Below are 22,285 nucleotides of genomic sequence, written 5' to 3' on the forward strand. Positions count from 1 at the left end.
CCGCCGCCCCCCGGCCGCCGACAAAGTCGAATGCGGACGGGAACGGCGACGGTCGCAGCGGCGAGAAGCCATACACTGATTGATGTGGCCGGGCACGGAGGGTTCAGCCCGGCCACCTCCCAACCGGACTTAGGAGAGATTCAGGTTGGGGATCGAGATGCTTGCATCGTGGATCGTGCAGGTGTTGCCGTTCGGATCGATCGGCGGCAGCGTCTTGTTGGTGATCGTCAGCACCTTGGTGCTGTTGTTCCAGTCGCCGCGAACGGTGCCATAGCAGGGGTCGTTGGCGATCGTGTTGGCGCCCATGGTGATGTCGACCTTGGTGGCATCGCCCGGGACCGTAGCGGCCGACCAGGTGCCCTGCGGGACGACGGCGAAGCAGCTGAAATCGCCCGGCGCGATATCGGGCGATGTAATCGCGACGGTGGTGCTCGACGTGACCGTTCCGTCGAAGGTGACGTCGCAGGTCACACGAAGGGTCTGCTCCAGATCGGCATAGCCGCTGCTGCCGTTGGCGTTGCCGCTGAACGATTGCGCATTGGCAGCGAAGGGCATGGCGAGCGCTGCGACGGTTCCCATCAGGGCCGTGAATTTGTTCATGACACTTCCTCTTCCTAGTCGATGTTGATTTGGAAAGGCGGGATGCCTCCCGACTCCTATGACGCACGCGATGCGAAAGAGAGGGGATGGAGCGCGACATTTTTTATACGCATTTTTAGTATTTTGGTAGTGACATCGAATAGGGTTTCGAAGAAATTTACCATCGCCCGCAGATGTCTGCCAATCTTCTTGAGCGCCGTGCGCCAAATCTGCATCGTCACCCAACACCCGTTCGTGTTGAGCTTGTCGAAGCACCGTATTTTTTGACGGCAGAAAGGAAGAACGCCCCTTCGACAAGCTCAGGGCGAATGGATCATATTAAACGCACGATGCTCTGACGCCTTAACCTCGTTGCCGACCATGGAGCGAGAGCCATGATCCGACCGGGTTCAGGCGCATCGCCCTCCTATCGCGTATAAAAAAACGGAGGCCGCCGTCGATAACGAGCGGCGGCCCCAGGGGAGAGGTTCGTGATACTCGCGCGGTCCGATTGCACGGAGAAACCGACACCCCTCCAATATCGCTTGTTCCGAGCCGGCGCCGTGTCCCCTTCGCGACGCCTCTTCGGCCAGATGTTCGACCAGCCAGGTCCCGTCGATGGCCCTCCTAGAACTTCACCGTGGCGTTCAGGCCGACGATGCGGGGGTCGAGCGTGAAGACGTTGGTGCTGAGGCCGGTGTCGTCGCTGTTGGTGAAGGTGCCGGTGATCGGCGCCTTGTCGAACAGATTCTTGACATAGAGCTGGAGCGCGAAATCGCCTTCGCCGCGTGCGAGGTTGACCGCCAGATTGACATTGTCCCACGCCTTCAGCCGGTCATATTCGGTGTTGAAAACCCGCGCATAGCTCTTGCCCTGCCGATAATAGTCGCCGCGGAAGGTCAGCACCCAGTCGCCGCCTTCGAGGAAGACGCTATATTGGGCGCCGATGTTGAACGTATAATGCGGCGCGTTGGGCAACTCGTTGCCGCCGAGGTCGGCATAAAAGCCCTTCCCGCCGTTCGGCGCATCGGTCAGCGGATTATAGGTGAAGCCCAGCAGCCGATCGAACTGGAACGCGGGATTAACGCCCGGGAGCTCCGGATTGAAGGTGCCGTAACGCGCGGACCCGGCGCATAGCGCCGAGAGCATCAGCAGCTTGAAATCCTCGGGCACCCGATCAAAATCCAATATCCGTTCGACGAGAGCTTTGGGCGCGATGCAGTTGGAGGGAACCTGAAGCCATGGCCGCAGCAGCATCCAGTCGGGATTGCCCTGGGTCCGGTCCATCACGTCGATCGACTTCGCGCCCTTGTCGATCCGCGTGTCGAGCAGGCCGAGCGTCGCGTCGAGCCGGAAGTTGCGCGAGGGCCGCCACGCCGTCTCGAGCTCGAGCCCCCAGGTCTTGGCGCTGAAATTTTCGTTGAGCGAGATGCGGTCGACGATCTGCGAAATCTGATAATCCTGATAGGCGTTGAAGAAGGCGGCCGCGTTGAGCGTGAACCGGCCGCCGTCGAAGCTGTTCTTCGTCCCGATTTCGAACGCCGTCACATATTCGGGTTTGAAGGTTTCGGGGAGCGGCTGATATTGAATCACCTTCTGGTCGATATCGGCGCGCGGCGGGTTGGCGCCGCCGCCCTTGTAGCCGCGCGATCCCGAGGCATAGAGGAGGGTGTCGTCGGTGAAGGACAGGTCGGGCTTCCAGTCGACGACCAGCCGCCCGGTCACCGCGTTCCATTTCTGTCGGATTTCGGGAAACTCGCGGAAACCGCGGCTGATCGTGCCGCCTGAGATTGGGCCACCCCTCGTGGGGTCATTTTCGATCGCGCCGAGCAGCAACTGGCTGGGGACCGGTGTCGCGATCTTCTTGTCACGCGTATAGCGCAGCCCCAGCGTGATTTTCAGGTCATCGGCCGCCTGCCAATAAAGCTCGCCGAATATCGCCTGCGATTTGGTCCGTACCGGATTCTTGCTGCGGAAATAATTATGGCCGTCCTCGGGTCCTTCGCCGATCGGATTGGGATCGACCCAGACGCATTCACGGCCTGTCGGCGTTCCTTCGCCGCAGTTGCGGGTTATCGAGCCGCCGCCCTCCCTGGCGCCATTATAGTTATACTGGGCGATCAAGGTGAACAGGTTGTTGTATACGAAATAGTCGTCCTGCGATTTGAAATCGAGATAATTGGCGCCGATGTTGAAGTTCAACGGGCCGTCGAAGGCGGATTGCAGCCGCAGTTCCTGCGTCCATTGGCGATTGCGCGACCGGCTGAGATCGGCCGACAGGATACGATCCGACGCCCCCAGTTGCGGATCGGTGAAGATACCCCCCGGGGTCGGCCCCGGAACGGTTACCGGCTGGGGCGGGCCCGACGAATTTTGAACCAGCACCGCCGAATCGTTGAAAACGGGCGCCGAGACGAAGCGATTATAATCCTGCGACGAATAATAGCGATCGCGCGCATAGGCGGTCTGCGAAACGAGTTTCAGATCGTCGCCAAGGCCTAGTTCCATGTTGAACTGAAACACATCATTCTTGGCGCGGAAGACGGGGTCATAACTCGTCGCGACCTCCCGCAAGTCGCGCGATTGGACGACATCGCCATAAGGATCGAAATTGCGAGGAATTGGAAAGACGAGCGGGCGGCGTGTCGCAACGGTCGGATCCCGGCCCATACTCATGTTGATCTGGGGGAACATGACGTAAGCGAGCGCCTTCGCATTCGGCGCACCAAAGGCGGCATCGCCATAGAGCGACGCCGACTGGCACCCCTGGCTGAACCGGCTCTGCAGGAATTCGGGCACCGCGATATCGCCGACCTGCGCCACGCCGGGATCGGTGGTGCATAGCTGTTTGCCGGTGCGCGAGCGGTTGTCGTCTTCCTCGAAATGCTGCCAGATCGCATTGACCTTGAACCGGTCGCTCGGCTCCCACTGGACCGATGCGCGCGTCGACCACAGGTCGCGGCCGTTGATCCGCTGCTGCGTGAACGTATTATAGTCGAAGCCATCGCGCTTCGTCATCGCGCCCGCGACGCGGACGGCCAGCGTGTCGGTGATCGGCACATTGAGCATCCCCGACAGGCGCCGCGTTTCGAAGCTGCCGGCCTCGGCCTTCACTTCGCCTCCAAAACTGTCGTCGGGAAGCGCCGGGATGACGTTGACCACGCCCGCGGTCGCGTTGCGGCCGTAGAGGGTGCCCTGCGGACCGCGCAGTACCTCGACGCGCTCGAGGTCGAAAAATTCGGCTTCGAAAAGGCGGTTGCGGATCAGCGGCGTGTTGTTGAAGCTCACCGCGACGGCGGGGTCGTTCGATGCGGAAATCGCCTTGGTCCCGATGCCGCGGATCGTGAAGTCATAGCCGCTGAAATTGCTTTTCGAGAAATTGACGTTGGGCACCGCGCGCACCAGTTCGGCTCCGCTCTCGATCTTGTGGTCGTCGAGCGCCTTCGGCGTGAAGGCGCTGATCGCGATCGGCACGTCGCTGATCTTTTCTTCGCGCTTCTGCGCCGTGACGACGATTTCAGTATCGTCCTCGATCTCACCGCCGGCGGCGAGCGGGGTTACGTTTCCCTCCCGCGTCACCACAAAGACGTCGCCGTCGCGGCGATAGCCGAGGCCGGTGCCGAGCAAGAGCGCGCGCAGCGCCGTTTCGGGGTCGGACCGCTTGCTGTGGCCCGCGGTGCGCTTGCCGTTGACGATCGCCGCATCGACCAGGATCGTCGCGCCGCTTTGCACGCCGAAGTCGCGTAGGGCCCGGTCGAGCGACTGCGCCGGAATGCGGTAACTCGTGACATGTTCGCGCGCCAGCGCCGTATTGCCCGACAACGCCAGGCAGCCGATCGCCGCACCACTCAACAGAAATTTGCGCAAATTGCATGCACGAACCCGCATGTCCCCTCTCCCTCACCCTGTGCTGCGGGATTCATGTCCCGCTGTTCCGGCGTTCGATGCGACGCCATTCGGATAGACGCCCCATTTTCAGACATGGGGGGATCGGTCGAATAATATTTTCAACAATGTTAATATCTACGCCGGTGAACGGGTCGTTAGGAAAATTAGTCGGCGGGCGCGTTTTTATCCCCCCTCTTGCGAATTTCCCGCGTCTACCCTGTTAACTCCAGCACAGAGTGGAGCCGCAATGACCGTTTTGGGGACGATGCCGGGATGACGCGTAGGGCTGGGAGCATCTCGCAATGCCTGTTTTGTCAGGATCATTATTGACGATGGCTGTCCCGCAACAGGACCGGGATCTGGCCGCATGGATGGCGACCTATGGCCCGGGCCTGCGCCGCTATTTCCGGCGTCGCGCCGACGACGCCGATGTCGATGATCTGGTGCAGGAGGTTTTCCTGCGCCTGCAATCGGCACAGCTCAGCGCGCCGATCGACAATGTCGAACGCTATCTGTTCACCGCCGCGCGCAACGCGCTGATCAGCCGGCACCGCCGGCAAAAGGCGCGCGCGAGCCTTTTGCACGACGAGTTCGAGGACGGCCTCGAAATCGCCGAGCAACGGTCGCCCGAACGCATCGTGATCGGCCAGCAGGAATATCGCCGCGTGCTCGAGGCGATCCAGAATCTTCCGCCGCGCGCACGCGAGGCCTTTCAATATCACCGGTTCGAAAATCTGACCTATCAGGCGATTGCCCAGCGGATGGGCATTTCCAAGGAGGCGGTGAAGGAGCTGATGCACCGCGCGCTCGTGCGCATCGTCGAAGAAATGGAGCCCGACCTGTGAGCGGCAACGACGCCTTCGCCCGCGCCGCGCTCCGCGCCGAGGCGGTGCAATGGTTCAACCTCGAACGGTCGGGCGACATGACGGTCGACGACGAGCTTCGCTTCCTCGACTGGCTCGATCAGTCCGACGCCCATCGCGACGCCTATCGGCTCGTCGAGCGCGCCTGGCTGATCGCCGGAACGATTCCACAGGAAGCCGAAATGCTGGCACCGCCTGCGCTCGATGGCGAAACGGGACACCGGCGGCCCGGCTGGCGCCGACATCTGGCGCTGGCGGCCTCGCTGCTGCTGGTCTTCACGCTCGGTTGGATGGCCTATCTCGATGGTTTTCCGGGCTTCGGCACGACACAGGCTCAGCAGTTCCGCACCGGCGTCGGCCAGACGACGACCGTCACCCTTCCCGAAGGCTCGGTCGTGACGCTCGATGCCGAAACCGAAATGCGGCTACACGAAACACCGCGCGAGCGCCGGGTCGATCTGGTCGCCGGACGCGCCTTCTTTCGCGTGGCTCCCGATCCGTCGCGACCCTTTATCGTAAACGCCGGCGGGAAGAGCGTGCGCGCGATCGGTACCGCCTTCGAGGTCAGCTTCGAGCATGGCAACATGGTCGTCACGCTCGCCGAGGGGAAAGTGCGGGTTGAGGAGACGGAATCCGGGTCGGGCAGCGGCACCGACATGGTGCCCGGCGGCCAGCTCGTCATCGGCGCCGACCATAATTGGACGCTCAGCCGCGTCGATGTCGCGAAAGAGACGAGCTGGACCGAGGGACGCCTGATCTTCATGCGCGACCCCTTGTCCGAAGCGGTAGCCGAAATGAATCGCTATTCGCCGCGAAAGCTCATCTTCAAGGACGGCAAGATACCCGAAAAGCAGGTCGTCGGCGTGTTTCAGGCGGGCGATGTCGACGCTTTTGTCAAGGCGATGGAATTGAACGGCATCGCGCGCCGGGTCTCAACGACCGACGATCAGATTGTCCTGTCAGGAAACGAGTAGTGCCGGTCAGGCCGCAGCGGGGGGAATTCCCGTCGGAATCAGGAACAGCGGCAGGATACGCGCGATCAGGTCGCGCATCGCGTCGTCGGGCTGGTCGAGCATATCGCGAACATGCGGTCCGATGACGGCGTCGCCGAAAGCGGTCACCGCCATCATCAGCACCGCCGCGCGCACCCGGTCGGGTGCGGCTTCGTCGGTCGACTGGCCGACAATCGCCTCGACCAGCGCGCGCACCGCGGCGCGCACGGGTTCGAGATGTTCGACGTCGCCCGACAGGATGATCCACGCCGCGAGCGGCCCCGCGCCGCCCTTGTCGAAAGCGTCGAACACGCGGTCGGCCACCGCGCGCGGCGCGGCGCTGTCGGTTTTCATGAGTTCGACGACATTGCCGAGCGCGTCGGTCAGGTCGCGCACCATCGATTCCATCAGCGCCGACTGCAGCCCCGCCGCCGAGCCGAAATGATGGAGCACATTGGCGTGCGACATGCCGATCGCCTGCCCCACATTGGCGAGCGTCACCGCGGCGGGCCCGCGATCGAGGAGCAGCCCGCGTGCCGCCGCCAACCCCTCCTCGCGAACCTCGGCCCCCGAACGCTTGCGCCGTTTCTGGTGCGGCCGCGCTTGCTTGTACATGCACAATTTCCTTGCGGCCCCGCGCCCCGCGACGGCCTTCGCTTCAAAAGCCTTACCCGAAAGCGGCGGATTGTCACCCTCATCGTCCCGCTTGCCGTTTCGGAAATCACATGATATATACATTGATGTTAATGTAACTTTGATCGCAGAAAGGTTGCACGATGACCATCCCCCTCCGCACCCCCGACGACATCCGGATCGAAAAGCGCGACCTCAAATTCGGGCGCGAGACGCCGCCGCCGCGCTGGTGGCACAGCGGCGACCCCGGCCGCACCGCCTTTTTCAACGCGCTGTCGTCGACCTTCCCGGTCGGCGAGAAATTCTTCATGACTTCGGTGCGCCATTATCGCGAGGGCACGCCCCAGCCGCTGCGCGGCCAGATCGACGATTTCCTCTATCAGGAATCGATGCACAGCCGCGAACATGTCGTGTTCAACCGCCAGGCCGAGGACGCGGGCTTCGACATCGCGTCGGCCGAGGATCGCGCGCGCCGGACGATCGCCTGGGTCAAGCGCCGCTCGCCGATCCAACAACTCGCCGCGACCTGCGCGCTCGAACATTTCACCGCGACGCTCGCGCACGATGCCCTCGCCAACCCCGTCCATCTGGGCGGCGCGGCCGAAGAGGCGCGGCAGCTGTGGCGCTGGCACGCGATCGAGGAGATCGAGCATAAGGCCGTCGCCTTCGACACCTATCTCCACGCCGCGCGGACGATGACCCCGCTGCGCCGTTGGCTGAAGCGCAGCACGGTGATGTGCGTGACGACGATGCGCTTCCACTATGTTATCTTCCGCAACACCGCCGACCTGCTCGCGCAGGACAGCCACAACAATTGGGCGACATGGAAAGGTCTGCTGGCATGGCTCTATGGCCGCGACGGGCTGATGCGCGCGCTGCTGCGCGGCGTCTTCACCTATATGAAGCCGGGGTTCCATCCGTGGGAGCTCGACGACCGGCCATTGCTCGAAGAGGCGCTCCGCCTGCTCGAAGGCGGCAAGGCGAAGGAGCTGGCCGCATGAGGCGGGCGCTCATCCTTCTCGCCGCCGCCGCATTCGCTACGCCCGCCGCCGCGGCCGACATCACCGGCGTCTGGGCGACGGGCAGTGAGGGCGGGCGCGTCGAAATCTATCGCTGCGGCAAGGCGCTGTGCGGCAAGGTGGTCGACGCCAAACGCCTGCGCGCCAACCCCGACCTCCGCGACGTGCGCAATTCGGACCCCGAGCTGCGCCAGCGCAAAATCAAGGGCCTCGTCGTCCTCAACGGCTTCACCGGCGGCCCGACCGAATGGAAGGGCGGCCCCGTTTACGACCCGGAAACCGGCGATGGCGCCGCGAACGGCCGGCTCAAACTGCTTCCCAACGGCAAACTCGAGCTCAAGGGCTGCATCGCCTTTTTCTGCCGCACCAAGATCTGGACCCGCACCGGATAGAGCGCGATCCTATTGACGAGATAAGGAAGGCAGTGTTTCAATCTAGCGCGATCGCCCTCAATGCTTCAGATACTGGCTCGGCGGGACGCCGAAGGCGCGGCGGAACATCGCGGCGAACCCGCTGGGGCTGTCATAACCGACATCATAGGTGACCTGCGTGATCGACGCGCCCGCCGCGAGCAGCGACAGCGCTTCCATCAGCCGCACCTGCTGCCGCCAGACGGCGAGCCCCATTCCCGTTTCCTGCTTGAAGCTGCGCGTGAAGGTGCGCCGCCCCATCGCCGCGAGCGCCGCCCAGTCGTCGATGTCGCGCGGGTCGGCCGGGTCGGCGATGATCGCGTTGCAGACGCGCAGCAGCCGCGGATTCGACGGCATCGACACCTGATAGGGCGCGTTGGGCATCCGGGCGATCTCGTCGAGCAGCAGCGCGATGATCCGCCCTTCGCGCCCGTCGACATCATAGAGCGCCGGAAAATCGACGACCTCGAGGATCAGCGATTTGACGAGGTTCGACACCTCGAACACGCGGCATTGCTTCTCATGCTCGTGCCCCGCGCACGGCAGATAGAGCGTGCGCAGCGACACCGGGCCGCGGCACGCGACCTCGTGCCGCGTGCCCGCGGGCAGCCATACCGCACGCTGCGGCGGGATCACGAAGCTCGTCTCGGGCGTGCGCACCGACATCACCCCGGCCGAGGCATAGAGGATCTGGATATGGTCGTGGCTGTGCATCGGGTCGACGAAGCCCGCGGGATATTCATCCTGCAGCGCCATCACCGGCCGGCCGGCTGTCAGGACATCGACACTATGCTTCATGGCCCGATCCTCGCAGATATTGGACAAATACGCCATATAGGCCGAACGCCGCGCTGACCAGCCGCGCAGCCTCCACTGGCCTGTCCCGTGCGGTGATTGGCCCGTTTGGGCGATAGAAGCGAGCCTGTAAAAGCTATCAGACGATCAAAGGATCGTTTCGAGAGGATATACCAATCATGTCAAAGGGCTTGAGTGCCATGCAGGACGACATGGCCGACCCCGACATCCGCCGCTTCGTCGATGCGATCAACGCCGCCTATGCCGAACATGCAGCTCCGGCCGGTGCAAGCATGGCGCTGCGCCGCGCGGTCGCCGAACGCGTGCGCCGGCCGTGGCGCGAGGGTGGCCCGATAATGGCAGAGACCCGCGAAATGGATATGGGAGGCGTCCGCCTGCGCCTCCACTGTCCGGTCGCGGACGAAAAGCTCCCCGTCATGCTCTATATCCATGGCGGCGGCTGGATGTTGTTCAGCATCGACACCCACGACCGGCTGATGCGCGAATATGCGGCGCGCGCGCGAATAGCGGTGATCGGGATCGATTACAGCCTGTCGCCCGAAAGCAAATTCCCTGTCGCGCTCGAGCAATGCGCCGCCGCGCTCGACTGGATCGGTGCGGAGGCCGACGCGCTGAACCTCGACGCGGACCGCGTGCTCATCGGCGGCGATTCGGCTGGCGCCAATCTGTCGGTCGCGACCTGCCTGCTGCAACGCCAGCGCGGACGCCCGCTGCCCGCCGCAATGTTGCTCAATTACGGCGCCTTCGCGCCCGAACGCACATCCAGCTATGCACGCTTCGGCGCGGGCGATTATTCGCTCGAGGCCGACGAGATGGATGCCTTTTGGGCCGCCTATATCGACGGGCCCGAGCAGCTCGCCGACCCGCTCGTCGCGCCGCTGCGCGCCGACCTGACCGGGCTCCCGCCCGCGTTCCTGGCGATCGCCGAATGCGACATCCTCGTCGATTGCAACGACGCCTTCGCCCGCAAGCTCGAAGAAGCCGGCGTCCCGACCCGTACCGTCACCTACGGGGGTGCGACGCACAGCTTCCTCGAAGCCATGTCGATCGCGCCGCTCGCGAACCGCGCGCTCGACGAGCAGGCGGCGTGGATCCGTGATACGCTGAAAATATGACCTCGCTCTACGATCCGCGCGACGCCGCCGACGTCGGCCGGCTGATCGCCGGCTATCCGCTCGCGTGGCTCGTCTCGCGCGATTTTCACGCGAGCCCGCTGCCGCTGATCGCCGAGACCGACGCGAACGGAGCGGTGACGGCGCTGTTCGGTCACTGCGCGCGGCGCAACCCGCTCGTCGCCGATTTCCGCACCGACCCGCGCGGGCTGATCCTGTTCACCGGACCCCAGGCCTATGTCCCGACGGCCTTGCTGTCGAAGCCCGACTGGGCGCCGACGTGGAACTATGCCGTGCTGCGCTTCACGGTCGACATCGAGTTCGTCGAGGGCGAAACCAAGGAGGCCATCGAGCGGCTCGTCGCGAAGATGGAAGACGGCACCTGGTCGACAGCGAACCTCGGGCCGCGCTATGCCAAGATGATCGATCAGATCATCGCCTTTCGCGCGCATGTCCGCTCGGCCGAGCACAGCTTCAAGCTCGGGCAGGACGAAAGCGCCGGTGGCTTTGCCGAGATCGTCGCGGGCCATAGCGACCGGACGCTCGCGGCGTGGATGGAAGGACAGGCAGACAGGTGAAGCTTTTCTTCGACGACCGCCAGATGGCCCACGCGCCGGCACGCGAATTGCATAATGGCGACTGGGTGCCCTATGCCGAAAATATCGAGCGGCCGCGTTCGATCGTCGAGGCTTTCACCGACTGGCACGCAGTGCGCGACTTCGGCATGGCGCCGCTGCTCGCCGTGCACGACGCCGGCTATCTCGCCTTCCTCGAACGCGCGCATCGCGACTGGATCGCCGCAGGCCGCAATGGCGATGCGATCGGCTACACCTTTCCGGTCAGGCGGCGGCGGCCGCTGAGTTTCGGGCGCATCGATGCCGATCTCGGCGCCTACAGCTATGACGCCGGGACGCCGATCGCGGCGCGAACCTGGCAGTCGGCCTATTGGTCGGCGCAGGGCGCGCTGACCGCGCTCGACCATCTGGCGACGAGCGGCGAGACACACGCCTTCGCGCTCTGCCGCCCCCCCGGCCACCACGCCGGACGCGACTATATGGGCGGCTATTGCTACCTCAACAACGCCGCGATCGCGGCGCGCGCGGCACGGGACCGCGGCCTTGGCCCGGTGGCGATCCTCGACATCGACTATCACCACGGCAACGGGACGCAGGACATCTTCTACGAAGATCCCGATATCTTTTTCGCCTCGATCCACGCCGACCCGCGCACCGACTATCCCTTCTATTGGGGGCATGCCGACGAGCGCGGCGAAGGCGCGGGCGAAGGCGCGACGCTCAACCTCCCCCTGCCCCGCGGCACCGACGGGCGAAGCTATGCGCCCGCGCTCGACGCCGCGCTGGCCGCGATTGCGGACTGGGGCGCGAAACTCCTCGTCCTGTCCTTCGGCGCCGACACGCACAGCAGCGACCCGATCTCGAGCTTCGCGCTAGAGCGCACCGACTATGTCGAGCTGGCGGGCCGCATAGCCGCGCTCGGCATCCCGACGCTGATCGTGATGGAGGGCGGCTACGCGGTCGGCGACCTCGGCAAGAATGTCGCGGCATTCCTGTCGGGATTTGTGGAATAGGGTCAGCTCTGGAGAGAGAGAGCTGCCATTGCCAACGTTCGTCGGTTTCCATCTTTTCGTCATCCCGGACTTGATCCGGGATCCCGGCGGCGCTGAAGTCATGGACCCCGGATCAAGTCCGGGGTGACGATGATTGAGAGGTCCGCTTCCGGTCGTTAGCGGACGCCCTCAAAAATCCCGCTCGCATCGACTTCGCTCGATGCGAGCGGAGCAGGTTGGGCTGCTTCCGGTCGAAACCAGTCACCCCCACCTCGGCCACGATAAAAAGGCCGCCCCGCCTCCCGACGGGGCAGTCCTCCTCACATCAATCCAGGCTAAACCGCACCGTCGCGCCCAGCGTCCGCGGCCGGGCGACCGAGCCGGCGAACGCAAAGGGCGCATTCAAAATGCCATATTGGTTGAACAGATTCTTCGCGAACAGCCCGAGTTCGATCCGGTCGTTCACCGTCACCGACGCGTTGAGGTCGACGAGGTGGAAATCGCCCTTCTCCAGCGACCCCGCAAAATCGACGGGCGCGCTCGACAGATAGCGGTGCGCGATGCCGAAGCGCGGTTTCAGCGGCGCGTCGGCGAAGCTCAGGTCGAGCGAGTTCGACAGCGTCCATTCGGACGCTCCCGGCAACCGCGTGCCCTTCGCATAGCCGCCGCCCGGCGCGAAGCTGTCGGGCAGCAGCGTCGACAGGCGTGCATCATTATAGGTGATGTTCGACGAGAAGCTGAGGTTGCGCGTCGGCCGCAGGTTCAGGCTGATCTCGACCCCGTCGATGTCGGCACCGCCGCCGTTCACCGTATAGGCGTCGAAATCGACCGGCGTGAACAGGCGCGCCTGCACATTGCCCCAGTCGATATGATAGGCTGTGACGTCGACGCTCAGCGTCCGGTCGATCAGGTCGAACCGCGTACCGATCTCGTAGTTCTTCGTCGTGTCGCTTTCGAAAGTCAGCGGCAGGCCGGGGACGGCGGCCGAATAGACGTTGACCCCGCCGATCCGGAAACCTTCCGAATAGAGCGCATAGATCATGAAGTCGTCCGACGGCTTGTACGTCAGCGAGGCCTTCGGAATGAAATCCGAATCCTTGTCCGCCGCCGGCGCGAAATCGAACGGGTCGACCAGATTGGCGTTGGGCAGATATTGCAGCCGCGGCCGCGAGCGATATTCGAACAGGCGCCCGCCGAGCGTCAGCGTCAGCGTGTCGATGATGTCGAACGACGCTTCGCCGAAGATCGCCTTTTCGGTGACGCGGTTGCTGCTGATCGTCCGCGTCGCAAGGTCGCCGGGGGCGAGTTCGCTGCCCGGCCGCCCGCCGAACTCGCCGGGGTTCGCGTCGATATAGTCGGCGATGCCCTCGACAAAGGTGCCGTCGGTGTTGTTCGAGCGCAGCCGGGTATAATTGGCGCCGAGCAGCCAGCGGAAACGCCCGCTGTCGGGCGAGGCGAGCCGCAGTTCGCCATATTCGGTCTTCGACTTGCCGTCGCTGCTCGCCAGTTCGGGCGTGTCGGTGCGCGGGTCGTTGCCGTTGAAGATCGAATTGTCGAAGGCGAGGTTCGCTTTTTTCTCGGTATAGCTGCCGACCGCGGTCAGTGTCGCAAAGCCCAGATCCTGCTCGATCCGCAGGCTGTGCATCATGAAGCTGGTGTCCTGATATTCGGCGACGTTGGTCGCGCGCTCGAAGGTCTTGGGCGGACCGAAGATCACATAGGTCTGATCGTCGAGATCATATTCCTGATACATGCTCAGCGCCGAAATGCGCGTCGCCTCGGTCGGGGTGAAGACGATCGACCCGCGCAGTCCCCTGACCCTGAGGTCGTTGCTGCCGTCCTTGCCGAGCAAAGTGTTGTCGAGATAGCCGGCGTCGTAGCGCTGGAGCGCGACGAGGCGAACGGCGAGCTTGTCGGTGACGATCGGCAGGTTGACCATACCCTTGACCGCATAGCTGGCCTCGCCGGCGCGCTTGGTCGTCGCGACATTCCCCTCAAACCCCGCGTCGAACCGGGCGGGATCGGCCTCGTTCACGACATAATTGATCGCGCCGCCGAGCGAGGAGGAGCCGAACAAAGTGCCCTGCGGCCCGCGCAGCACCTCGACGCGGCTGACGTCGAAGCTGTCAACGTCGGGGATGACGAGCGGGAAGCCGGGTTCGATCAGCGGCACTTCGTTGAGATAATAGCCCGTCGTCGCCTGATTGGCTTCGTGATAGGTCGAGGAAGCGACGCCGCGGATCACGACTTCGGACACGCCCGGCTGATAATCGTTGAATATGACGCCGGGGACGCGGGTGATATAATCCGAGAGGCTCTGGGCGTTGAGTTTCTGCAGCGTCGCTTCGCTGACCGCACTCACCGATCCGCTGACGTCGCGCACCGACTGTTCGCGCTTGGCGGCGGTGACGACGATCTCGCTGTCGTCGGTCTCCTGCGCCAGCGCGCCCGTCGCATAACCCAGCGCCAGGATCGAGATACCGCATGCGGCGACCCGCCGGATCGATGCAAACCCCATTTTTGCCTCCCTATTTGATAATGCCTATTGGTAGGAAAATCCGACGCTCAAGCTATCACGCGAAACTGGCGTGACGGCGATGGTCGGGCCATTATCCAGCCGGATCGGGCCAGCGCGTGCCCGTAGGAAAGCGCAGTTTCGCGGGGGCTTGCGATCAAATTGCCCGATCGATGGATTGGGCGGCCTGATCGGCGCAGTAAGCCATCGGCGCCGTCATAGACTGGACCGAACATCCCGCCGGTCGAAAGAGGGTCGCATGCGCAGCATCGGAAATATGGGTCGGAGAGCGTTTATGAGCGGTGCCGCGATGGCGGTCTTCCTGCTCGGAAACCGCGCTGTTTGGGCCAAGGGTCCCGCCCGACGCTGGCCCGCGGTCGCGCCGCCGCAATCGCCCCGCATTTCGGACGTGATCGAGCAATTGGGCCGCACGCGCGACGATGCTTATAGCTGGATGAAATTCATTCCGGAAAGCGGCGAGCGCGACCGGACCAACCTGCCCGCGCCGGTCGCGAAGATGCTCGCCGACGAAAACGCCTATGCCGATGCGGTGCTGAAGCCGACCGAGGCGACGCAAGCCGAGTTGGTCCGCGCGATGCTGGCGCGCGGTTCGGATGCCGCTGCGGCGCCCGCGCTCGAAAAGGACGGCTGGACCTATTCCTCCGCGATCCCGCCGGGTGCGACGCACGCGCGCTACAGCCGCCAGCGCGGCGACGATAAGGCCGAACTGCTCGTCGACGAAAGCGTGCGCGCCGAAGGCCAGCCCTATTTCCGCAGCACCGGCCACCAGCCGAGCCCCGACCATCGCTGGTTTGCGTGGGCCGAGGATGTCATCGGCAACGACCGCCACCGCATCTGCATCCGCGACAATCAAGACGGCGCGATCCGCACGATCGTCGACAAGGACGCCTATGGCTATGGCGGGCTCGTCTTCTCGCCCTCGTCGCGCTGGCTGTTCTGGATCTGGCGCGACGCGCGCAACCGGCCGACGCGGCTCTATCGCACGTCGGTCGACGGCAAGACCACCGATCTCGTCTATGAGGAGAAGGACCCGGCGATCTTCATGTCGGTCAAGCGCACAGCGGCCGATGGCTTCGTCGCGCTGACGCTCGCGGGTCCCGAGACCGCCGAAGTCCGCCTCGTGCCCGCGCGCGACGAAACCGCCGCGCCTGCCCCGGTCTGGCTGCGCAAGGCGGGCGTGCGTTACGAAATCGACGAATGGGACGGCGGTCTCGTCGCGCTGACCGACCGTGACGATGCCTTCGACATGCAGTTGCTGCGCCTCGACCCAAAGGATTTCCGCACGCTCGCCGCGCTCGTCCCGCACCGCCCGGGCACGCCGATCCTGTCGATCCTGCCGTTCCAGCGCGCACTCGTCCGGCTCGAACGCGCCGAGGGCCTGCACCGCCTCGTCATCCTCCGCCCCGACGGATCGGAGCAGGCGATCTCCTTCGACGATCCCGCCTATGCGATCGAACTCCCGCCCGAACAAAGCTATGACGCGGCTTCGGTGCTGATCGCGCACCAGTCGCCCAAATCGCCGCGCCGCTGGATCCGCGTCGACCTCGCGAGCGGCGGACAGACGGTCGTTCAGCAGCAGAAGGTCGAAAGCTTCGACCCCGACGATTATCAGGTCGAACGCCTGTTCGCCCCCGCCCCCGACGGCGAATTGGTTCCGATCACCTTGTTGTCGCGCCGCGGCGCGCCCAAGGACGGCAAGGCGCCGCTCCTCCAATATGGCTATGGTTCCTACGGCGTGCCGAGCGATCCCGAATTTTCGATTCCCGCGCTCGCGCTCGTCGATCGCGGCTGGCGCTACGCGATCGCGCATGTCCGCGGCGGGTCGGAGAAGGGCCGCCGCTGGTTCCTCGGCGGCCGCAAATTCACCAAGCGCAACAGCTTCACCGATTTCGTCGCCTGCGCCGAATATCTCGCCGCCGAAGGCTATACGGCGAAGGGCAAGGTCGTCGCCTATGGCCTTTCGGCCGGCGGACTGCTGGTCGGCGCGAGCATGAATATCGCGCCTACGCTATGGGGGGGCGTGATCGCAAAGGTGCCGTTCGTCGACATGCTCAACACGATGAGCGATGCGACGCATCCGCTCGTCCCGCTGTTCCGTCCCGACTGGGGCGACCCGCTCGCCGACCCCAGGGCCTACGACTATATCGCCTCGATCTCGCCCTATGAAAATGTCCGCGCGGCCCCCTATCCGCCGCTGCTCTGCACCGCCGGGCTCAAGGACGACCGCGTCGCCTATTGGGAGCCGGCGAAGCTGGTCGCCGAGGTGCGGCAGAAGTCGACGAGCGGCAATCCCGCGATGTTGATGACCGATATGGACAGCGGCCACCAGGGCAGTGCCGACCTCGCGAGCGAATATAAGGAAATGGCGCTCTTCTGGGCCTTCGCCATGCGCTGCGTCGCGTGAGCGGAAACGCTAAACACTGAGTTCCAACCTGGCCCGCATCCCCGAGCGAAGACGAGGGGCTATGCCGAGCGAAGTCGAGGCAGCGTCACTACGCGGCTCTCGCTCCGCTCGAGCGAGCCCCTCGTCTTCGGCCAAAGGCCGAAGTTTATCCTGAGCGCCCGCCAGGGCAGTCGAAGGGCTCGGGGATGCGGATGATTTAGATTTCGCAGTTCGATCTAAGTCTCTGTTTTGACGAATGGATCGCAGTTCCTCCATCCATGACGCCGCTTGCCACCGCCAAATCCCGCCGAAACGGAGCAAAGTCGCGCTTAAATCCGGCCGCGCGCGCTCGTTAAAGCTCGCATGACCACCAAAGCGACAGCATCGAACGAGCCGGTAGGGCGGCTCCTGGGTTGGCTGGGGCTTCGCCACGCACGCGGCAGCGCCCCCGATGGCGGCCTTGCGCCCCCCGACCCCGGCGGCCCGCGCCATCTGGCGCGCGAGGCGCGTTACGAGCTCGCCGCTTCGATCACCTCTTTCCTCGTCGACAACGACCTCGACGTGTCGCCGACGAACCTCCTGATCGCGCATGGCGCCTTTTCGGGGCGCAACCCGCGGCTCGCGCGACAGATCGTCGCGCAGGCGCAGACCGCCGAGGGGATCAGCCAGAAATGGCTCAACGAACTCGATGATCAGGAAGCGGGCCAGCCCGATCGCGTCGAAATCGACCGGCTGATGACGCGGCTCGAAACGAATATCGAGGCCTTTCAGGCGAATACGAAGGAAGCCCGGACCGTCACGAGCGACTATGGGATCGAGCTCGAACAGCATGTCACCGATCTCGAGCAGCTCGAGAAGACCGGCCGTATCGTTTCCAGCCTCGCGGATCTCGCCAAAGTGATGCTCGACCGCACGCGCAAGGCCGAAGACGATATGCGCAAGAGCGAGGACGAAGCGAAAGCGCTGCGGCGGAGCCTCGAACGCGCCAAACGCGACGCCGAGCTCGACTATCTGACCGGCTTGCCCAATCGCCGCGCCTTCGAGGTCCTGCTCGACCGGCACCACAAGGAAGCGCGCGCCGCTCTCGAACCGCTGAGCGTCGCCTTCTGCGACATCGACGAGTTCAAGAAAGTCAACGACATCCACGGCCACGAGGCGGGCGACCGCGTGATCAAGGCGATCGCCGATACGTTGGCGCGCATCTCGAACGATCATTGCCATGTCGCGCGGCACGGCGGCGAGGAATTCGTCATGCTATTCCGCGGCCTGACCCCGACCGAGGCCGCAGCCAAGCTCGACGACGCGCGCGAAGCGCTTGCCGACCGGCGGCTGATCAACCGCAAGACCGACGAACCTTTCGGCCAGATCACCTTCTCGGGCGGGGTTGCCGACGTCTTCGGCTATGGCGACACGCGCGCCGCGCTCAAGGCGGCGGACGAGGCGCTCTACAAGGCCAAGGCCGCCGGCCGGAACTGCATCCGCATCGCCGACCCGGCCTAGACTTCACTTTCCCACAAGGGGGGCGGGGGCCCGCGGGCGGCCGGCACCAGCGCCGGCCGCCCGCGGCACTATCATGCCGTCGCCGGGCGCGTCGTCCACCACCCGAAACTCGCGATGATCGCATAGCAGATCAGCGGGACCGCCAGCGCGATGCGGATATCGCCGCTGAGATCGGCCACCGTTCCGAACAGAAACGGGACGATCGCCCCGCCGATGATCGCGGTGCACATGATGCCCGACCCCTGCGGCGTCCGTTCGCCCAATCCCTCGGTCGCGAGGCTGAAGATCGTCGGGAACATCAGCGAATTGCAGAAGCCCACCAGAATCAGCGCCCAGCCGGAGAGCGCCCCCGTGGTCACCGCCGACAGGATGATCAGCGAAATCGCGCCGGCCGCAAAGGTCGCGAGCACCCGTCCCGGCTTGGCCAGCCGCAGGATGAAACCGCCGAGCAAACGGCCGACCAGCGCGCCCAGCCAGTACATCGCAACCAGCTTGCCCGCCGCCTGGAGCCCCAGCCCCATCACGCTCGGCTCGGCGAGATAGGCCATCAGGTTCGACCCGATCGCCACTTCGGCGCCGACATAGACGAAGATGCACAGCGCGCCGAACTGGACGCGTCGGTTGTGAGTCAAGAGGCCCCAGGTGCCCTCCAGCTTCACAGCGTCGGTCCTGGCGTGGTCGAGCGCCGACCGGTACATCCAGAACACTGCGGCGATGACCAGCATCAGCACGCCGAGCCACATATAGGCGGTGCCGATCGAAGCACCCTCGGCGACGCGATAGGCCTGAATTTGTGCCTCGGTAGAGGTCTCGGCGTCGATCGGCTGCTCATCGCCGAGCAGAAAGGCCGCGCCGCCATAGACCATCAGGAACACGCCGATCGAATTGAACGCCTGCGCAAAGGTCAGCCGGCTGTGCGAGGTTTCGACGGGCCCCAGCGTCGTGATCACCGGATTCATCGCGACCTGAAGCACCGTGATCCCCGCGCCGATGCAGAAGAGCGCGGCAAGAAATCCGGGATAGGATGCCGCGGCCGACGCCGGGATGAACAGGAAGGCGGCGGCCGCCACGATGATGAAGCCGAGCACGAAGGTGCGGATATAACCGAGCTTCGACATGATGATCCCGGCGGGGATCGAAAAGGCGCCATAGGCGATAAAAAACGCCATCTGCACGAGGTTCGCCTCGGCATGCGTCAAATGGAACATCGGCTTGAACTTGCCGACGAGCAGGTCGTTGATGTTCGTCACCCCGCCGAGCAGGAAAAACACCGCGAAGGCGAGGATCAGCACGACTTTGGTGCCGCCCCCTCCCTTGCCGGGCTGTTCGACCGCGTTCGGGTCCACACTCGTCGCAACGCTCGGCGCCAATGCCATGTCTCTCTCCAAACCTTGTTTTCTGGCTATCCCGCGCCCGGTCTTGTCATTTTGCGGCGGGCGGGCAAGGCAGATTCTCGCCGACGGCCTCGACATTCGTATTCAGCAGCGTCGCGGCAAAGCCCTTGTCGGCCTTGACCGTCACCGCATTGTCGACCTGCCGCAAATTCGCCTCCGCATCGGCGAAGCAGCGCAGCGGGACCTTGATCGTCGAAACCTGACCCCGCGCCGCCGCCTTGACCACCTCCGAAATGTCGAACGCCTTGCCGCCCAGCGCGAGGCTGACCGGCGCGCCGCCGGCGGCATCGACCCGCCAGTCGACGCGAAGCGCGAAGCTGTTATTGAGCTGGCGCGACAGGTCGGCATAGGGCCCGGTCAGCTCGAGCGTGGCCGGGCCGGTCCAAGTGAAGCTCTTGCCGTCTTCCTGCGCGCGCACGTCGACCGAGCGCGCCGCGATCATGCCGCCGGGGCTCGCGATCGGCGCCGATTCGACCGGGCGCTTGCCCCCCGCATCGGTGATCGACAGCACCCACGGCGCCCGCGCGCGGCCGCCCGAGAAGAAATTCTCGACGTTCAGCGCCGCCGAAATATCGACGCCCAGCTCTTCCGAGAGCTGCGGCACCGTCGTCGTATCGCCATATTTCAGCCCGTAGCCTGCGGCAAATTGTGGCTTTTCGACCGGCGAGCGCGCATCGGAGGGCCAGGCGAAGGGCAGCGTGCCGGTGAAGCCGCGCGCGGTCTTGCCGTCCTTGCCCGCGACGAGCACGTCGGCGACGCCCGCGCCCTGCGAGCCCGGCAGCCAGGCCGCGACGAAGGCGTCGGCGACGTTGATTTCGGGGTTGGTGAACATCGGCCGCCCCGAGAGGAAGAGCGCGACCACCGGAATGCCCGCCGCCTTCAGCTTCTTGAGCGTCGCCAGATCGGTGGCTTCGGTCGGCTGATAATCGAGCGTCGCGACGTCGCCCTGGAACTCGGCATAGGGCGCTTCGCCGAACACGACGATCGCGACGTCGGGCTTTTCGGCAAAGCTCCCGCTTTCCGACAGCACGGCCTTGCCACCCGCATCGCCGACCGCCTTGTCCAGCGCTTCCCAGATCGTCTGCCCGTTCGGGAAGTCCGACCGCACGACGTCGGTGCCCTGCCAGCTGATCGTCCAGCCGCCCGATTGCATCGCCATATTGTCGGCGCCCGGACCCGTGACGAGCACGCGCGCGCCGGGCTTGACCGGCAGGACATTGCCATTGTTTTTCAGCAAAACGAGCGACTTGGCGACGGCCTCGCGCGCCACGGCGACATGATCGGGCGTCCCGACCGCCTTCACGGCGCTGCGGTCGACATGGCCTTCGGGAAACAGCCCCAGCTTGTATTTGACGCGCAGGATGCGGCGCACCGCATCGTCGAGGCGCGCAGCGGCGATCGTGCCGTCCTTCGCCTGTTTCAGCGTCGTTTCGTAAAGACCCTTCCAGCTGTCGGGCGCCATGAACATGTCGAGCCCGGCGTTGATCGACTGCGCGCAATCGGTGACGCTGCACCCCGCGACCTGCCCATGGCCGTTCCAGTCGCCGACGACGAAGCCTTCGAAGCCCATCTTCTCCTTAAGCGCGTCGGTCAGCAGCCCCTTGTTGCCATGATGCTTGACCCCCTGCCAGCTCGAGAAGCTCGCCATCACGGTCAGCGCGCCCGCGTCGATCGCGGCGGGATAACCCATCGCATGTTTCGCGATCAGTTCCTTCTCGTCGACCTTGGCATCGCCCTGGTCCTTGCCCTCGAACGTCCCGCCGTCGGCGAGGAAATGCTTGGCGGTCGCGGCGACATGGCTTGCATCGACGGTCTTGCCTGGGGCGAGCTTGCCCTGCAGCCCCAGCACCATCGCTTTCGCATATGCGGCGACGAGCTGGGGATCGGCGGCATAGCCTTCATAGCTGCGGCCCCAGCGCAGATCCTGCGGCACGGCGAGCGTCGGCGCGAAGGTCCATTCGATGCCGCTGCCCGCGATCTCGGCCGCGGTGACCGCGCCGATGCGATGGATCAGTTCGGGATCGCGCGCCGCGCCGAGCCCGATATTGTGCGGAAAGAGCGTCGCGCCCGGGATATTATTATGCCCATGGACGGCATCGACCCCGAAAATGATCGGGATCGCGACTCCATTCGCCTGCGGCTTCATCGAGACGGCACGAAATTCGCCGACAAGCTTCGCCCAGTCGGCGGCGCTCGAACGTTCATTGCCATTGGGGCCGCTGTTGCCGCCCGCGAGGATCGACCCGAGCGGATAGGCCTCCAGATCCTTAGGCGTGATCGTGCTGATGTCGCCCTGGATCAGCTGGCCGACCTTCTGCTCGATCGTCATTTTCTTCATCAGCGCGTCGATGCGCGCCTCGGTCGCGGCGTCGGTGATGGCGGCCGGGCTCTTCGCCGCGGGCCAGAGTTCGGGATGGACGGTCGCCGCGCCGCCGGAGTCCTGCGTCGCTGCCATTGCGGTTCCCGCCAGAAGCAGCGCGGTCGCGATCACCATTGCCTGTCGGCGCATCGTCTCTCCCATCCCCATAATGTGAACGTTATCAATATTCGATGTCGCATAGGGGCCGAATGAAATCAAGCACTCTGTTGGGCT

Annotated in this window: 16 protein-coding genes; 9 read left to right on the forward strand and 7 right to left on the reverse strand. The window is 64.6% G+C overall.

Translation table 11 applies throughout. The annotated features are described in order from the left end of the window. Positions 1 to 129: 129 nt before the first annotated feature. Together OVY29_RS07525 and OVY29_RS07530 are read right to left on the reverse strand one after the other, a co-directional pair. Entirely contained in the window at positions 130 to 600 is a 471-nt protein-coding gene (locus OVY29_RS07525; protein ID WP_037557849.1) for a hypothetical protein, read from the reverse strand. 606 nt (positions 601 to 1,206) lie between these two features. Beyond that, positions 1,207 to 4,467, reverse strand: coding sequence for a TonB-dependent receptor domain-containing protein (locus OVY29_RS07530; protein ID WP_037557844.1), 3,261 nt, complete (start codon positions 4,465 to 4,467; stop codon positions 1,207 to 1,209). Positions 4,468 to 4,799: 332 nt separating this feature from the next. Here OVY29_RS07530 and OVY29_RS07535 point away from each other — a divergent pair, with 332 nt between their 5' ends. Both OVY29_RS07535 and OVY29_RS07540 read left to right on the forward strand, forming a co-directional pair. After that, on the forward strand, positions 4,800 to 5,312 hold the full coding sequence (locus OVY29_RS07535; RefSeq protein WP_037557841.1) for an RNA polymerase sigma factor: 513 nt from the start codon (positions 4,800 to 4,802) through the stop codon (positions 5,310 to 5,312). Further along, entirely contained in the window at positions 5,309 to 6,304 is a 996-nt protein-coding gene (locus OVY29_RS07540) for a FecR family protein (RefSeq protein ID WP_052182518.1), read from the forward strand. Before OVY29_RS07535 ends, OVY29_RS07540 begins: the two co-directional genes overlap by 4 nt. A 6-nt stretch (positions 6,305 to 6,310) precedes the next feature. Here the strand turns inward: OVY29_RS07540 and OVY29_RS07545 are convergent, their stop codons facing one another. After that, a complete protein-coding gene (locus tag OVY29_RS07545; RefSeq protein ID WP_037557838.1) occupies positions 6,311 to 6,937 on the reverse strand; it encodes a TetR/AcrR family transcriptional regulator in 627 nt (208 codons plus the stop codon). A gap of 161 nt (positions 6,938 to 7,098) precedes the next feature. Between OVY29_RS07545 and OVY29_RS07550 the strand changes: the two genes are divergently transcribed. After that, on the forward strand, positions 7,099 to 7,956 hold the full coding sequence (locus tag OVY29_RS07550) for a metal-dependent hydrolase (protein ID WP_037557835.1): 858 nt from the start codon (positions 7,099 to 7,101) through the stop codon (positions 7,954 to 7,956). After that, the gene (locus tag OVY29_RS07555; protein WP_037557832.1) at positions 7,953 to 8,366 is read left to right on the forward strand and encodes a DUF2147 domain-containing protein; all 414 of its coding nucleotides are present in this window, start codon (positions 7,953 to 7,955) and stop codon (positions 8,364 to 8,366) included. Before OVY29_RS07550 ends, OVY29_RS07555 begins: the two co-directional genes overlap by 4 nt. A gap of 57 nt (positions 8,367 to 8,423) precedes the next feature. Here OVY29_RS07555 and OVY29_RS07560 read toward each other — a convergent pair whose 3' ends face one another. After that, entirely contained in the window at positions 8,424 to 9,182 is a 759-nt protein-coding gene (locus OVY29_RS07560) for an AraC family transcriptional regulator (RefSeq protein WP_037557830.1), read from the reverse strand. A 176-nt stretch (positions 9,183 to 9,358) separates the two neighbouring features. On the opposite strand from OVY29_RS07560, the gene OVY29_RS07565 reads away from it, so the two are divergent. Genes OVY29_RS07565 through OVY29_RS07575 form a run of 3 tightly spaced genes read left to right on the forward strand, consistent with a single transcriptional unit; the run spans position 9,359 to position 11,900 of the window. After that, positions 9,359 to 10,315 (forward strand): alpha/beta hydrolase, encoded by a 957-nt coding sequence (locus tag OVY29_RS07565; protein WP_052182517.1) that lies wholly within the window; start codon positions 9,359 to 9,361, stop codon positions 10,313 to 10,315. After that, complete coding sequence (locus OVY29_RS07570) at positions 10,312 to 10,890, forward strand: FMN-binding negative transcriptional regulator (protein WP_037557827.1); 579 nt, start codon at positions 10,312 to 10,314, stop codon at positions 10,888 to 10,890. The genes OVY29_RS07565 and OVY29_RS07570 overlap by 4 nt, the downstream gene beginning before the upstream one ends. Beyond that, a complete protein-coding gene (locus OVY29_RS07575; protein WP_037557825.1) occupies positions 10,887 to 11,900 on the forward strand; it encodes a histone deacetylase family protein in 1,014 nt (337 codons plus the stop codon). The genes OVY29_RS07570 and OVY29_RS07575 overlap by 4 nt, the downstream gene beginning before the upstream one ends. Positions 11,901 to 12,204: 304 nt before the next feature. Here OVY29_RS07575 and OVY29_RS07580 read toward each other — a convergent pair whose 3' ends face one another. Next, entirely contained in the window at positions 12,205 to 14,397 is a 2,193-nt protein-coding gene (locus tag OVY29_RS07580) for a TonB-dependent receptor (RefSeq protein ID WP_037557823.1), read from the reverse strand. Between the two features lie 292 nt (positions 14,398 to 14,689). On the opposite strand from OVY29_RS07580, the gene OVY29_RS07585 reads away from it, so the two are divergent. Together OVY29_RS07585 and OVY29_RS07590 are read left to right on the forward strand one after the other, a co-directional pair. Beyond that, positions 14,690 to 16,819, forward strand: coding sequence for a S9 family peptidase (locus tag OVY29_RS07585; RefSeq protein WP_200880226.1), 2,130 nt, complete (start codon positions 14,690 to 14,692; stop codon positions 16,817 to 16,819). Between the two features lie 342 nt (positions 16,820 to 17,161). Beyond that, a complete protein-coding gene (locus OVY29_RS07590; RefSeq protein ID WP_081933262.1) occupies positions 17,162 to 18,298 on the forward strand; it encodes a diguanylate cyclase in 1,137 nt (378 codons plus the stop codon). Between the two features lie 71 nt (positions 18,299 to 18,369). Here the strand turns inward: OVY29_RS07590 and OVY29_RS07595 are convergent, their stop codons facing one another. Both OVY29_RS07595 and OVY29_RS07600 read right to left on the reverse strand, forming a co-directional pair. Then, entirely contained in the window at positions 18,370 to 19,674 is a 1,305-nt protein-coding gene (locus OVY29_RS07595; protein WP_037557821.1) for a sugar MFS transporter, read from the reverse strand. A gap of 46 nt (positions 19,675 to 19,720) precedes the next feature. After that, positions 19,721 to 22,201 carry a glycoside hydrolase family 3 protein gene (locus OVY29_RS07600; protein ID WP_037557966.1) on the reverse strand — a complete coding sequence of 827 codons (2,481 nt, stop codon included), beginning with the start codon at positions 22,199 to 22,201 and terminating at the stop codon, positions 19,721 to 19,723. Positions 22,202 to 22,285 lie beyond the last annotated feature (84 nt).

This window comes from Sphingopyxis sp. SE2 (genome assembly GCF_032227185.1).
Classification (GTDB): Bacteria; Pseudomonadota; Alphaproteobacteria; order Sphingomonadales; family Sphingomonadaceae; genus Sphingopyxis.